The organism is Halocalculus aciditolerans (assembly GCF_014647475.1).
In the GTDB taxonomy this organism is placed as follows: domain Archaea; phylum Halobacteriota; class Halobacteria; order Halobacteriales; family Halobacteriaceae; genus Halocalculus; species Halocalculus aciditolerans.
The window spans coordinates 83,479-95,970 of record NZ_BMPG01000006.1; the positions used below are offsets into that span (position 1 = coordinate 83,479).

The following is a 12,492-nucleotide window of genomic DNA, read 5'->3' on the forward strand; positions in this document are numbered from 1 at the left end:
GGTAGATGTGCCCACACTTACAAACGGAGTTGTCTGCAAAAGGGAGTGGAGACGGAGATATCGGTGCACACCTCATGGACGATCACTCTCGAAAACGAGACGAGAGTCGTTCAAACAGGGAGCGGACGTGGGAAAGTCGGAGTAGCTGTCCAAGTTCGTAGATCCCCAGTCCGCCGAATCCGAACAAGAGACCGGTCAACAGCAGCGCAAGTTGGTCGGAGAACCCGAGTCGAACCCAGACTCGTGGATCGTTCCACACCGAGGTAATCACCGTGAAGGAGTGCTGTGGCGACAACAAGGCACCGATAATAAAAATCCCACCGATGAGGAGTCCGACGAGACGAATCACGTGGAGGACGACGAGTTTCGCTGCGTTCGGGTTCACTCGAATCCAATCGCGTGCCATCCACACTACCGCAGCGAGTAACCCGGTCAATCCCAGCAGAATGATGACGAACCGAGCGTGCAGTTGGACGTACACGATGTCGCCTGCAATCTCGGCGCGAATCAGGTTGAGCACCACGCCTAGTGGCGAGGTTGTTCCCGACCCGGTGTAGACGAGGTAGGTCAGCCCGGTGTTGAACAGGGCTGCACCGCCGGCCGAGTAAAGCACAAACCGTCGCATCTCCATTTCCGCGAGTCCCGCGGGAATCGAAATGAGCGCCCGGAGGAGGGGGAACATCCGCGCCCAGAACACCGACGACTCCCCGTACCTAAGGAAGACAGCTTGACTCCGTTCGATGTCGCGTTCGGAGACGTGAATGAGGTACCCGTACCGTTCAAGCACCCGTTCACCATACCGTCCGAACAGCATGTACGCAACGTAGCTCCCGACGGTCGCACCTGCCGTCGCATCGACGTCGAACAGCACAAACGACACCGGATCGTGGACCAGCTGACTCGCTGCGAAGGGCACGACGATCTCACTTGGGACGAAGTGGAGAATAAACGATGTCTCAAGCACCATGTACACGAAGACGGCGACGTAGCCGTACTGATTGACGAATCCGAGGACGGTGTGGACGAGGCTATCAAACATCGGTATGCCCTCGCTCTGCCTGGCGTTCCTTCCACACCCAACCGAGGAGCGCACTGCCTACCCCGCCGAACAGAACCAGACTCTCCAGGTCGCCGTGCGTAACCACGATGCCCAGGACTGCCACGACCATCGCACTGATGAGTATATACAACACGTTGCGATCAAAGACGTACGAAACAACGATGAGCGTCCCGAGTCCGAGGGCGATGCCCACGATAACATCGATTGGGTAATGCACACCGAGGACAACTCGTGATAGTGCAACGAGACCGATGAGTAGACTCGCCGCGACGGAACGTTGCCACCTCTTTCCCGCTCGGACGACCATTGCGAGCGATCCGTAGGTCACCGTCGCATCGACGGAGTGGCCGCTTGGAAATCCGTAGCCGGCCGCGTACATCAAGTGGAGGGATGCGGGTGGTCGAGGGAGTGCGAACAAATTCTTGAGTGTAAGCGTGAGCGCAAACCCGGTTAGGACGACACTCCCAACGAACGCAGTTCGATCTGCGTCCCACAGCCAATAGAGGAATACCAGTCCCGGAAGAATGACCCAGACACTGCCAAGGTACGTGATGACAATGAAGAGTGGGATCAACGCTTGCGGAATCAGTTGTTGGATCGTCTGAATCAGACCAATTCCACGGATCACGAAGCCACACCTCCTCTATATCGGGAGTGACGAAATCCTTCGGGGGAGAGGCACCAGATTCTACTCGCCAACGCGCTGGTGTCGTCTGTGATCAGCCGTGTCGATTCGTCGTTTGGAATCTGTCTGGCAGAGGGGGATCTATTCATTACGAGCTAAGGGAGATTCGAGGCGGTACAGCCGATCCGTCCGCTTCGTCTTGTAGCCGCAAGAGAGTTCGCTGTTCTCCGTCGTCAGGAACAAGCGAATTACCGAACCTACTCGGAGGACATCATCACCGAGTGGGTGACTGCGTGGACGAGTCTGCCTGCTGATTTTGCCAGCCCAGGTATCCTACACCAGCACCGACGAGGATCAGGAGGAGCGTGAAGACGGGGCTCTCGAAGAGGATGGCGGGGTCCTGGTCGATGAAGAACATCGCTATTCCGACGATGGCGATAATGGCACCGATGCCGTAGAATACCCACGGGGGTTGGTCACTGGCGAAGTCCATGTAGGGACGGTTCTGCGGTGTCTGAATAACGATTCTGGTACAATCGTTTTAATGCCAATACCTATCTCGATCATCCAGCAATCACCAGTTGAGTGGCACCAACAGAGTCCGAGAACGAGGAGGCAACCGACTCTCCCCGGGAGAGCCTCCTGGAGTACATTCAGGACCATCCTGGTGTATACTTCAGCGATCTCCTTCGGGAGACCGACCTTGCTCGCGGACAACTCTCGTATCACCTCCGCGTTCTCCAGGAGGACGACCAGATACTCTCGGTGTCGAGAGGTGGCCACAAACACTTCTTCCCGTTCAACGAGTTCTCCCAACCTGCGCAAGTGGTTCTCAGCGTGCTCACGCTGGATACGCCACGGGAGATTCTCCTCCTCATCTACGAGGAACCCGGTGCAACGCGTGGGCACATCGCGGGAGCGGTCGGGACGACGCGACAGAACGTCGCGTGGCATCTTGACCGACTCGTGGACGCTGGGCTCGTACACGCGGACAAAGACGGCCGCGCCTACCACTACTACCCAGACGTCGATCCCGAGTTGGTTCGGAGGTTACTCGAAACGTATCACCCGTCGCTGTGGCGGACGTGGAGCGAGCGGCTCGCCGACACCTTCGATCGGATGGGAACAAACTAGAGACACTCATGAGTACACACCACACAACACAGACGGACGGTGGACGATGAGCGCATTGAACGTTCAAGACATCCTGAACCTCGGGGAGTTCCTTCTGGTAGTCATCCTGATGGGGTTGGCGTTCACCGCGTATCGAACAGGACGCCATCAACGACTGCTCTTCGTCGCAGTGGCCTTCTTGTTATGGGGTGTGCGTCTCGGACTGGGCGTTCTGTCCTCGTTCGTCGCCCCTGGAATCGAGGGTGCGAACTGGGTCGAGCTGACGACGACGCTCCTCGACCTGCTCACGGCGGTTCTGATCGCTATTGCGATCCTCGGGGTGGGACAGCGAAATCGGTAATGTTTCAGTAAAACTGAACACCCAATCGACGAACTTTTGACCGATAGTGGATACTCCTTGTCCGGTGTCGGTGGTTGTGACTGTACAATCCCATCGTCCGTGACTGACGGGTTCCGGAGAACGGGTCCTTCGTACACAGTTTCCGCCTTGAAAACTATCTCGACTATTTCGACCGAGCCACATCGAGAAATGGTTCCACACCTCAAAATACAGCTTGACCGCTTCATCATAGTTGGACGGGCAGTTGGCTGAGCGTATACGAGTGAATTGAACAATCTGCACACTACTACAACCACCAGAGACCGCTCCAAGCTCTCAATGGAGAGACGCCAGCCAAAGAGCCCCAGAACGAGACTGCGTCTCCTAGTGAATGTACCAAACGGAACATCGCTTTTCCGGCCATACGATTGATTGATGAGTTCTTTCCAACGGACCACCTCTGAGTGGATAATTGTGGCTCACCGAAGGTTCCCCCTTGCGGTCATACTCAGTGTCGGATTTGCCGTTCGTCTATTTCACTATTCAACTCGCTCCATTCTCATTCATGAGTTCATCACAGACGAACGAATTGCGACAATGAGATATAGCGCGATGGGAGTGGTCCACCTCTTTGTGACGTTGCCGCAGATAGACACACATCCTCCATTATATTATTTTTTGATGCATTACTGGCGGGCCATATTTGGGGCCTCGCTAGCAAGCTTACGATTCCCCTCAGTTGTGTTCGGAACTGCGACTCTGCTTGGCGTCTATCTTGTCGGCGACGAGCTACGAGACGAGCAGACCGGATTGATCGCCGCAGTCCTCCTTACTCTTTCTCCGTTTTTCATCTCGGTATCGCAGTATGCACGGGGATACGCTCTATTCGCACTGTCAATTACGTTCTCCTGGTTTTTCCTGCTGCGATTCCGTAACGCGAGTAGTCGGTTATTCTCTGTCGGATACGTCGTTAGTACTGCGATTATGGCGTCAATCCACGTCTACGGTGGCTTTCTCGTTATTGGTCAGTGGCTATACATCGCGGCGTCTGAGAGATTTTGTTCAGGAGAGTACCCATCCCGAAAGATAATTGGGTTGCAGATACTCTCTGCCGTACTGGCTGCTCCAGTTCTCATTGATATTGGTCGAATGGTGTATTCTCACCCGAATTCCCAGTCTGTCCCACACCTTGCACTTCCGACACCGGCCGTTCTATTCACCACGTTGGTCTCTTACATGGGTGGGGAGTATTCGACCGGACCTACCGCCGTCGTTCTCCTTGGAATAACTGTGGTAGTGTGTATCATGTACCTATTGAAGAGTCCCCAATTCCTTGGTGATGTACGGTTTCTTCCGTTCGAGACGCCATTATCCAGGACCGATTCGATATTTATCGCTAGTTGGGGTCTCCCTGTGTTCATCCTCCCAATCACGATCTCATATACGATCCTACATATGTGGGATAATGTGGCGGCTATCGGAGGCGCTCTTGCACTCTATCTACTGATGGCTCTCTCAATCCGGGAGGTGACAGTCCTGTGGTTAAAATGTGGGACAATTGTAGTGTTCGTCGGGCTCAACTTCTTAATACTCACCCAGTATTATCCGTGAGTCGGCACTGCTAGTTAAGTCGGGTTGAGATGTGAACCGGTGAGTAACTCGTCCAGAGATGCTCGCACACCTGATAAACGACAGCTAGATCGAGTGAAACCTGATCGAACAGTAGTTTCACACCCCGAAATCCGCATTGACCGCTGCCATCATTCATCGGTGACCTGTCGGTTGGGCACACGCGAATGGCTTGAACAATTCATGCACGTCTACAACCATGAGATATCTGACTAAAATTCGGCGGGCAGATGCCGGTTGAAGGAGGGCAGAACCAGATAGCGCGGTCGTACTACCACTCCAGTACCCGAAAACGAATGTACCAGATTTGTTTTCATAACCCGCACGAAAGCCACATTCGATGTCGTCAACCGTACTGAAAGCATCGGATCTAACGCGTTCGTTCGAGGGCCAAGAAGTCCTCAGCGACGTGTCCTTCGAGCTCGACGAAGGGAGCCTAACAGCGCTGTTAGGACCGAACGGGGCTGGAAAGACCACGCTGCTACGGATGCTCAGCACGCTCCTCACTCCGACTCAGGGGTGGTTCGAAGTCTGTGGCATTCCGTATACGAACCCGTCGAAGATTCGGGAACAGATCGGCGTCCTGCCCGAGAGTAACGGGTACTATTCGGGGTGGACTGCTCAAGAGTACCTCGTCTACTTCGCCCGGCTCTCCGGCCATCCACCGGACGCGGCAAAATCCCTATCCCGGGACCTACTCACCGACTTCGGATTGGGAGACGCGACGAACGTCCCCCTCCGGGCATTTAGCCGAGGAATGCGACAACGCCTCGGACTCGCAAAAACGCTCGTAAACGACCCCGCCGTCGTTCTCCTCGACGAACCGACGCTTGGGTTAGATCCCTCGGGTCAGGTGACACTCGAAGAGTACATCCAGTCGATGGCCGAAGATCGCGGAGCCGCGGTATTACTGAGCACACACGACCTCCAAGAGGCAGAGGCGACCTGCGACGATATCCTCATTCTCAACGACGGACAGCTGGTGAGCGACGAACACGCACCAACTGTGGAGGACTCCGACGTCGAGCGGACGCTCCTGTTCCGCGTGCCGCGTGAGGCAGCGTCAACCGCTCGGGACGTTCTCTCCGAATCGGAGTTCGTCGAGGAGATCTCCGTCGAGGAGACAGTTCAATCCAGTGAACTCCGTGTCACAATCGTCGATTCGGCTGAGTCCACCGACGGGCGACGGGGGTCGGCTTCGAATCGGGTCATCCGTCGCCTCGTCGATGCGGACGTTCCACTTCTGAACTTCGAGGTCGAAACGACACAGTTGCGAGATACGTTCTTCGAGCTGACGGAGCAGTAGCCATGTCCGAAGAAACTACGACGACATCAGTTTCGACCCGTACCCAGATCCGTGGAGACGGCGGCGGGAACCCCCTGCGAACGATCACAGTCCAAGAACTCCAGGACCTCTGGCGGCGCGGGAGAGGGTTTGCACTGCTCGTCATATTCAGCCTCCTGCTTAGTGGGCTCACGTACCTCCTGGCCACGGGAAAGGAACTCAGCCTCCTCGCCCAGAAAGATATGCTGAACATGACCGTCCAGATGACGGTCCTCGTTGTCTCGCTGGGAGCGCTCATCCTCGCTGCGGACGGCTTCAGTGGCGAACGAGAACGCTCCACCCTAGAGGGATTGCTCCTCGCTCCCGTTCCGCGGTGGAATTTCGCCGTTGGGAAACTCGTCTCGGCGCTCTCGATCTGGGTCGGAGCGTACCTCGTCTCGCTCCCGTATCTGTTGACGCTCTCGAACGGCACTCACATGTTCTGGACAGCCATCGAGTTGGAACTGATCGCTGGAACTGTCCTCTCGATCTTCTTCGCGTCGTTCGGCCTCGCAGTGAGCGCAGTCGCATCCAGCAATCGGACGAGCCTCGCGTCCTGTATTCTCGTCCTGTTGGCTCTCGTCGCGCCGACCCAGTTGGCAGGCAGTGTCTACACCGGACTCATCGGTGGCCTGTTCGAGCGCGCGAATCCAGTGACGGCGATGGTCCACTTCGTGGATAAAATCCTCGTGAGCAACCACACGTGGGGAGAGATGGTCTCCTGGTTAGCGAGCCCCGTCTTTTTCGCTGTTCTCGCGTTCATCGCGCTCGTTCTTGTGAGCAAACGGCTGAACTATCAGGGAGGGCTTCGGGCATGAGTCTCTTGCCGTCGACGCGACGGATGCGCAGCCTCATCCTTCTGGCCGTCCTCCTCTCCATGCTCGTCGTCCCGATGGGAACAGTCCTCGGCCAAGGTACTGCAACGGCACAGACTAGCGTCGTCGAGTCGGTCAATGGGTCTCAGATAGCGTCGTCTTCGACCCCACTGACGGTCACGGTGAACCGCTCGACAGTCCACGCGCGAACCGGGGACGTCGTCAATATCACGTCTACGGTCCACAACACCGGGAACGCGTCCACCGGCCCAGTAACTGTGTATCTCACGCTCATGGACGTGAAGAAGCAGGCCCCACTAGACCTGGAGGACTGGGCTGCCACTCGATCCCACCAAATCACTTCGCTCGGCTCCGGTCACGCGACCGCGCAGAGCTGGAGCGTGAAAGCGATCAAAGGTGGGACGTATCGCGTGTACATCGTCGCCGTCCCCTCGAACGCCTCGTCGCAAAGCCAGCGACCGACAGCAGTAAGCGACCCAGTAGACCTCATGTTCACGCAGAGTAATAACCTCAATCCAGGAAACGTCCTGCCAACCATCCTCGGCGTTCCCGTTGGACTGCTCGTCCTCGCGGGCGCAGTCATCACGGTTCGCCGCCGACAACTCCGACCGGCCGACGAACCGGACAGTGACCGTTCGGGAGGTGATGACCGATGAGTCTGAACCTAACTGGTCGGAAACTCGTACTCCTGCTCGTCGCGGGTCTCGTCGTGATGAGCGCCGGCTGTACGAGCGGGTCCGGGACGCAAACGTACACGGGAAGTAGCTCCTCGGGTGGTGATGTTCATCTCCATTCGGCGAAGGTCGTGAACGGGGCGCTCCGACAGCTCACGATTTCGAACAACGGCAGTGCATCGGTTTCCAGCGGGACGTGGAGGATCAAGCTCAACGGCACCTCCAACAAGAAGCCGGCCTCGTTCAACACGACTGTGAACGTGGGCTCGATTGCTGCGAATTCGACGAAATCCGTGTCAATCAGAAAGGGCAGCCAACCGGACTGGCAGGACGGAGCAAAACTGACGATTCAGGCAACATCGCCTGGGGGGACAACCACTTCGATAACCATCAAACCAAAATGAATCGCTTCACAATCGAGTGATTCCGCCGACACCCTGAGGTCACCAGGGGTACGATAGCCATCCGTGTCTGCCTGCTTTTTCTTTGGATCCGGCCAAGTCTGTAGACGCCCCCGTAGGCGTACAATTTCACTCTGCAATAGGGCAGGACATAAGACTCTAGAAAGTCACGACTAGCCCCAGAAGTCGATAATGCGGTCAACAGCCCTATCAACGAAGCTCTCCCGATATCGGATGAGTAATTGGACTGTTTGCTCTTCATCTGCGACTTGATATCGTGTCGTTCGCCCTTCCCTAACACCCTCTACGACGCCCTCGTCGAGGAGGTTCGACAGGTGCCACGAGATGGTTGCCGACGTGACACCGATCTCCTCGGCGATCTCAGTATTTCGCGCCGGACCACGTTCGAGCAAGAACAAGAGGATCCGTCGAGTCGTCTCGTAGCGGAGCGTGGCCAGGATCTGACGTTCGTCTGCGTCGAGTTCACGGGCGACGAACACTCGTCGTTTCCCGTGGTAATCTTCGCTCTCCAGCACGTCGTACTCCTCTAATTCATTGAGGTGGTACTGGAGGAGTCCAGTCTCCATCCCGAGATCGCGTTTGAGTTGACTGAAGTGGATGCCCGGATTCGCTTTCACGTACTCGAATATCTGCTTGCGCGTCTCCAACGACAGCCCGTCGTCCTCGTCGCCACCCTCACCACTCATGACGTGCGGGGGCGTCTGTTACGGTATCTGGCGGGCGTTCTCTCATATGGGTTAGTCGAAGCGGCGGACGACGGTCACGAGGAGGAGGATGGCGATGCCGAGTCCGAGGAGGCTCGTGAGCAGCCCAAAATACGGAACGCCGTTGTCGAAGAAGTCTTCTCCGACCGTAGCGAGGACGTTCAGTCCCAGAAGAGCGTCAAGCAGTAAGAGGACGAGAAGACGCCGGAAACGCGTCCGGTAGTAGGCGATGGCGACGAAGACGAAAACGACGAAGACGACGAGTAACGTCACCCACCGGATGACAGTTACGGGCTCCATCTCGATCATAGATTATCGGGTCTGGCGGTTGGAGAGAGTGGGTGATAGGAGTGCCGGTTAGCTGAGTGCGACTGTGCTCGTGTCAGTCCTCGCTCGCGGATTCGGTCTTGACGACCGTCCCCGTGTTCGCGTTCACGGTCACCTGCTTGGCTGTGCCGCTAGCTGGCGTAACGATGACCTGGTAGACCGGTGAGCCGTCGTGGTTTTCGAGTGAGACGCTGGAAACGTTCCCAGAGACCGTACTCGTGGCAGCCTGCTTTGCGTCCGCGGGAGCGAGCTTCACGTCGGCCTGCGTGAAGGATTTCTCGCCCGTCTCGGATTTGGAGTCCGACTCACCGTCGTTGTTTTCACCGTCGCTCTGATTGTCAGGCGCATTCTGATCACCGTGCTGTGCACCATGTTGGCCGGTTTCGTTGTCGTTATTACCTGTGTCGTTTCCAGAATCCTTCTCGGACTCGTGCTGTGCCTCTGAGGATGTGGTCGTCGTACTGTTCGACCCGGTTGCCGCTGCTAAGCCGACGCTTCCGAGGCCCGCACCGAGGGCACCGATGAGCGTTCGACGGCTGATGTCCATGTTGGAATGCCTCCATCACCACATCTCTTGTGTAATGTAATAGACTGTTTGGTAGGGCAGACTAACAGTGGTACATGCCTCTAACTGTAATCTTCCTTGTATCGAACGCTGAAACCTAGCCGGTCGCGTGACCAATATGTACCCGCCACCTCTCAATCCCTGAATCGGAAGTTCAGAGGCTCTGAAGATAGATTAATCATCAGCCGTGTAGGCGCCGCTGCGGTGTTCGATTCGGTGGACTTCGAGTATGAGTGCGTCGTGATCGAGGACGCACGCGAGTCGGTACTGCCCGACGCGTAACTTCTCGAACGGGCCACCAGTGAGCGGTTCGAGATAATCCCCGGGATCACGCCAGGGATCGTCGATGATCTCGTCGAGTTTGGAGACGATGCGGTCCTGAACGTGGTGTTCGAGGTTGTCGAACTGCTTGGCCGCCCTCGGAGCAAACTTCCACGTCCACTCGTCGTCCTCACTCGCCATCCGTGTCGTCGTCCATCATCGCGATAACTTCCTCGCGGGACACGAGTTCCTCCTCGCCGGTCCGAAGCCCATGCTCGCTGGCGGCAATCTGCTTCCAGCCCTCACGTGAGAATTCGGGGTGCTTGACGGCGTCCCGTGCCGCATAGCGGAGGAACTCGCTGCGCGAGTTGAATCCCTGCTCTTCCCAGGTCGCGTCGATGTCGTCGAGGAAAGCCTGCGTGAGTCGGAGGTTGATCTGGACGGTGTCCGGTCCGTCGTCCCCGGTCGAGGTTTCGGCATCGGACATGATATACGAGTGCTTTACGCACGCATATCAGATAAGCATTCTCCCGCGGAGGTGTGGCCCTATTCTCTGTCGTGACGCGACACCCTCCGTCCAGAGCTTGGTAACCATCAACAGCGTCGATATCGAAGGGTCACTATGCCCGAGTTTCGCCGAAAGACTCTCGAACGGGAACGACGGAAGACCGATGCCTATCGCGTCGGTATCGAGGTCACAGACACGTATCGCCACGGAGCGCCCCTCGTCACGGCAATCGGAGGGGCATCGATCAGGACGAAAACCCTGGAAGACGCCTACCCTGCGTGGCACCCTGCACCCTACGACTTCGAGGGAATGCTCCGTATCTTCATCTATCACGAGATCACCGCCGAGAGCTACCAACGCATCGCCGAGTATCCCGAGCTCGCAGACGAATTCGGCCTCGAAAAGACGCCGGGCCCGTCTGTCCTCTCACGAACGTGGCGGGAGCGATTCGATGACGACGCTCGTGAATTCGTCGAGACCGCAGCCCGCTTTGTCGTCAAACACAGCCATGACTTCGATTTCGCTGGCCCACAGATCAGACCGAAATCCGACGTCACCACCGAGGAAACACCTGAAGGCGATTCTGATGAGGACTCCGAGACGGAGTTCAGCGATGAGGAGATTGTGCGAACGACGCGCTTGGCTCGCAATCACGCGTTTGGCTCGTTCGACTCCGGACGAGCACGAAACGCGACCTACGAAGACGTTCGGTTCTTCGAATTACAGACGTTCATGGGAATGGTCGGCTGTGGAACGGCACAGGGTGCGGCTCGCTTCCAATACCGACGCGGAACGGATTACGGTCCACACGGAGATACGCATCTCCGAGCGGTCAAACAATTCACTCCCGAGGAATTCTTAGAGGGGTTCGATCGTGCCACGGACCGAGTACTCTCGAGGATTGCATCCGAGGTATCGTTCCGTCGGCCCGTGACGGTTGCGATCGACATCACGACCGTCCCCTACTACGGGGAGACGGCTGAGATGCCGATGGTGAGCGGCACCAAAGACGGCGAGGGTCGAGCGTTCAAGTTCGCGACCCTCTCGATTGTCGGTCGGAATATTCCGCTCATCCTCGCCGTTGAGCCCGTGCGCGAGAGTTCAGCCTGGGATGAAAACCCGCCAAATCGAATCCATCGCGTCGTCCGTCGCCTCCTTCTCCGTGCGAAAGAACACGTCCTGATCGAGACGGTGCTCTGCGATCGAGAATTCGACTCGATGCGCGTCTTTCAGACCCTCTCGAACCTCGACGTGAACTACCTCATCCCCAAGCGCACCACCAGCTCCGAACGCGAAGTAATCGAGCGGATGGAAGAGGATGACCAGGAGGTGGCTGTTGAGACGGCCTCCGTCCATGTTGAATCGGGATCGCACCCGCTGCGGTTCTTGTACGTGCCGTCGACGAGCGGTGAAGGGACAACCGTGTTCGCGACGAACCTCCGAGTCGGACCCGATGAAGCCGAGACGTTCTGTCGCCGGTACAGTCGCCGGTGGCAGATCGAAAACGAATACAAGAGCATCAAAGGAGACTTCCTCGCGAAGACCTCCTCGAAAGACTACCGCGTCCGGTTGTTCTACTTCGTGTTCGCGGTACTCTTGTACAATATCTGGCGGCTCACCGACTTCCTGCTAAAAGCAGGCGTCGACGGTGAGATGGACTACGCGCCTGTGTTAACCGCGGGCGAATGCGTCGAGATCGTCGTGTCGGCGTTAATCCCGCCCGACTAACCGGCTGAATCCCCGCTGAGTCCGCTGCTTGGGAGTGGTAACACTATTCCGCAGTGCCAGAACCCGCGCAATTTCCCACATCCATCCGATAGGTTCGCCTGAGAGGGTTCGAATCGGCTCTTGATTGGAGTGAATCACTACAAGCCGACGGAAATTCGCCCCGAAATTTGCCCATCCTCCGAAACTGTGGGCAGAAAGAGGCCCGAGAATTTGTATAGCGATATACGATATACATTCTACTGTAATGCGGAGTTCCGACGCTAAGAGACTCTAGACCCCCGAATTCTCCCGATGGCTCGAAAACAACAAGTGGTCCTGATTATGCCAATAATCACGACCACTTTGAAGTACCCCGCCGCCGTCGGTGAAGCACGAA

16 protein-coding genes are annotated in these 12,492 nt (G+C 56.8%); 8 read left to right on the forward strand and 8 right to left on the reverse strand.

Annotation, left to right across the window (positions count from 1 at the left end):
• Positions 1-82: 82 nt before the first annotated feature.
• The 3 genes from IEY26_RS16035 to IEY26_RS16045 all read right to left on the reverse strand — a co-directional run bounded on the left by IEY26_RS16035 (position 83) and on the right by IEY26_RS16045 (position 2,178).
• Positions 83-1,039 carry a DedA family protein gene (locus IEY26_RS16035; protein ID WP_188980720.1) on the reverse strand — a complete coding sequence of 319 codons (957 nt, stop codon included), beginning with the start codon at positions 1,037-1,039 and terminating at the stop codon, positions 83-85.
• Positions 1,032-1,688, reverse strand: coding sequence for a phosphatase PAP2 family protein (locus tag IEY26_RS16040; RefSeq protein WP_188980721.1), 657 nt, complete (start codon positions 1,686-1,688; stop codon positions 1,032-1,034). Before IEY26_RS16040 ends, IEY26_RS16035 begins: the two co-directional genes overlap by 8 nt.
• Before the next feature lie 271 nt (positions 1,689-1,959).
• Positions 1,960-2,178, reverse strand: a complete 219-nt coding sequence (locus IEY26_RS16045) for a hypothetical protein (protein ID WP_188980723.1) — start codon at positions 2,176-2,178, stop codon at positions 1,960-1,962.
• A gap of 92 nt (positions 2,179-2,270) precedes the next feature.
• Between IEY26_RS16045 and IEY26_RS16050 the strand changes: the two genes are divergently transcribed.
• The 7 genes from IEY26_RS16050 to IEY26_RS16080 all read left to right on the forward strand — a co-directional run bounded on the left by IEY26_RS16050 (position 2,271) and on the right by IEY26_RS16080 (position 8,005).
• A complete protein-coding gene (locus IEY26_RS16050; protein WP_188980725.1) occupies positions 2,271-2,819 on the forward strand; it encodes a winged helix-turn-helix transcriptional regulator in 549 nt (182 codons plus the stop codon).
• A 46-nt stretch (positions 2,820-2,865) separates the two neighbouring features.
• Positions 2,866-3,159: a hypothetical protein gene (locus tag IEY26_RS16055; RefSeq protein WP_188980727.1), complete on the forward strand. Its 294-nt coding sequence runs from the start codon at positions 2,866-2,868 to the stop codon at positions 3,157-3,159.
• 591 nt (positions 3,160-3,750) lie between these two features.
• A complete protein-coding gene (locus IEY26_RS16060; protein WP_188980729.1) occupies positions 3,751-4,749 on the forward strand; it encodes a glycosyltransferase family 39 protein in 999 nt (332 codons plus the stop codon).
• Between the two features lie 358 nt (positions 4,750-5,107).
• Positions 5,108-6,073, forward strand: a complete 966-nt coding sequence (locus tag IEY26_RS16065) for an ABC transporter ATP-binding protein (protein ID WP_188980731.1) — start codon at positions 5,108-5,110, stop codon at positions 6,071-6,073.
• Positions 6,074-6,075: 2 nt separating this feature from the next.
• Positions 6,076-6,909: an ABC transporter permease gene (locus IEY26_RS16070; protein WP_188980733.1), complete on the forward strand. Its 834-nt coding sequence runs from the start codon at positions 6,076-6,078 to the stop codon at positions 6,907-6,909.
• Positions 6,906-7,583: a hypothetical protein gene (locus IEY26_RS16075; RefSeq protein WP_188980735.1), complete on the forward strand. Its 678-nt coding sequence runs from the start codon at positions 6,906-6,908 to the stop codon at positions 7,581-7,583. Before IEY26_RS16070 ends, IEY26_RS16075 begins: the two co-directional genes overlap by 4 nt.
• Complete coding sequence (locus IEY26_RS16080; RefSeq protein ID WP_188980736.1) at positions 7,580-8,005, forward strand: hypothetical protein; 426 nt, start codon at positions 7,580-7,582, stop codon at positions 8,003-8,005. Before IEY26_RS16075 ends, IEY26_RS16080 begins: the two co-directional genes overlap by 4 nt.
• A 170-nt stretch (positions 8,006-8,175) precedes the next feature.
• Here the strand turns inward: IEY26_RS16080 and IEY26_RS16085 are convergent, their stop codons facing one another.
• From IEY26_RS16085 to IEY26_RS16105, 5 genes are all read right to left on the reverse strand, one after another.
• Entirely contained in the window at positions 8,176-8,709 is a 534-nt protein-coding gene (locus IEY26_RS16085) for a winged helix-turn-helix transcriptional regulator (protein ID WP_188980738.1), read from the reverse strand.
• Positions 8,710-8,760: 51 nt separating this feature from the next.
• Positions 8,761-9,027 carry a hypothetical protein gene (locus IEY26_RS16090; RefSeq protein ID WP_229774181.1) on the reverse strand — a complete coding sequence of 89 codons (267 nt, stop codon included), beginning with the start codon at positions 9,025-9,027 and terminating at the stop codon, positions 8,761-8,763.
• An 82-nt stretch (positions 9,028-9,109) separates the two neighbouring features.
• Positions 9,110-9,601 carry a PepSY domain-containing protein gene (locus IEY26_RS16095; RefSeq protein ID WP_188980743.1) on the reverse strand — a complete coding sequence of 164 codons (492 nt, stop codon included), beginning with the start codon at positions 9,599-9,601 and terminating at the stop codon, positions 9,110-9,112.
• A gap of 192 nt (positions 9,602-9,793) precedes the next feature.
• Positions 9,794-10,081 carry a type II toxin-antitoxin system RelE family toxin gene (locus IEY26_RS16100; RefSeq protein ID WP_188980745.1) on the reverse strand — a complete coding sequence of 96 codons (288 nt, stop codon included), beginning with the start codon at positions 10,079-10,081 and terminating at the stop codon, positions 9,794-9,796.
• A complete protein-coding gene (locus tag IEY26_RS16105) occupies positions 10,071-10,367 on the reverse strand; it encodes a ribbon-helix-helix domain-containing protein (protein ID WP_188980747.1) in 297 nt (98 codons plus the stop codon). Before IEY26_RS16105 ends, IEY26_RS16100 begins: the two co-directional genes overlap by 11 nt.
• A gap of 135 nt (positions 10,368-10,502) precedes the next feature.
• Here IEY26_RS16105 and IEY26_RS16110 point away from each other — a divergent pair, with 135 nt between their 5' ends.
• Complete coding sequence (locus tag IEY26_RS16110) at positions 10,503-12,116, forward strand: transposase (RefSeq protein ID WP_188980749.1); 1,614 nt, start codon at positions 10,503-10,505, stop codon at positions 12,114-12,116.
• Positions 12,117-12,492: the final 376 nt, after the last annotated feature.

Excerpts from the sequence above, each read along its gene's own strand:
- IEY26_RS16035 (WP_188980720.1), bottom strand. The coding sequence starts at position 1,039 with ATGTTTGATAGCCTCGTCCACACCGTCCTCGGATTCGTCAATCAGTAC.
- IEY26_RS16045 (WP_188980723.1), bottom strand. The coding sequence starts at position 2,178 with ATGGACTTCGCCAGTGACCAACCCCCGTGGGTATTCTACGGCATCGGT.
- IEY26_RS16055 (WP_188980727.1), top strand. The coding sequence starts at position 2,866 with ATGAGCGCATTGAACGTTCAAGACATCCTGAACCTCGGGGAGTTCCTT.
- IEY26_RS16060 (WP_188980729.1), top strand. The coding sequence starts at position 3,751 with ATGGGAGTGGTCCACCTCTTTGTGACGTTGCCGCAGATAGACACACAT.
- IEY26_RS16065 (WP_188980731.1), top strand. The coding sequence starts at position 5,108 with ATGTCGTCAACCGTACTGAAAGCATCGGATCTAACGCGTTCGTTCGAG.
- IEY26_RS16070 (WP_188980733.1), top strand. The coding sequence starts at position 6,076 with ATGTCCGAAGAAACTACGACGACATCAGTTTCGACCCGTACCCAGATC.
- IEY26_RS16075 (WP_188980735.1), top strand. The coding sequence starts at position 6,906 with ATGAGTCTCTTGCCGTCGACGCGACGGATGCGCAGCCTCATCCTTCTG.
- IEY26_RS16080 (WP_188980736.1), top strand. The coding sequence starts at position 7,580 with ATGAGTCTGAACCTAACTGGTCGGAAACTCGTACTCCTGCTCGTCGCG.
- IEY26_RS16085 (WP_188980738.1), bottom strand. The coding sequence starts at position 8,709 with ATGAGTGGTGAGGGTGGCGACGAGGACGACGGGCTGTCGTTGGAGACG.
- IEY26_RS16090 (WP_229774181.1), bottom strand. The coding sequence starts at position 9,027 with ATGGAGCCCGTAACTGTCATCCGGTGGGTGACGTTACTCGTCGTCTTC.
- IEY26_RS16095 (WP_188980743.1), bottom strand. The coding sequence starts at position 9,601 with ATGGACATCAGCCGTCGAACGCTCATCGGTGCCCTCGGTGCGGGCCTC.
- IEY26_RS16100 (WP_188980745.1), bottom strand. The coding sequence starts at position 10,081 with ATGGCGAGTGAGGACGACGAGTGGACGTGGAAGTTTGCTCCGAGGGCG.
- IEY26_RS16105 (WP_188980747.1), bottom strand. The coding sequence starts at position 10,367 with ATGTCCGATGCCGAAACCTCGACCGGGGACGACGGACCGGACACCGTC.
- IEY26_RS16110 (WP_188980749.1), top strand. The coding sequence starts at position 10,503 with ATGCCCGAGTTTCGCCGAAAGACTCTCGAACGGGAACGACGGAAGACC.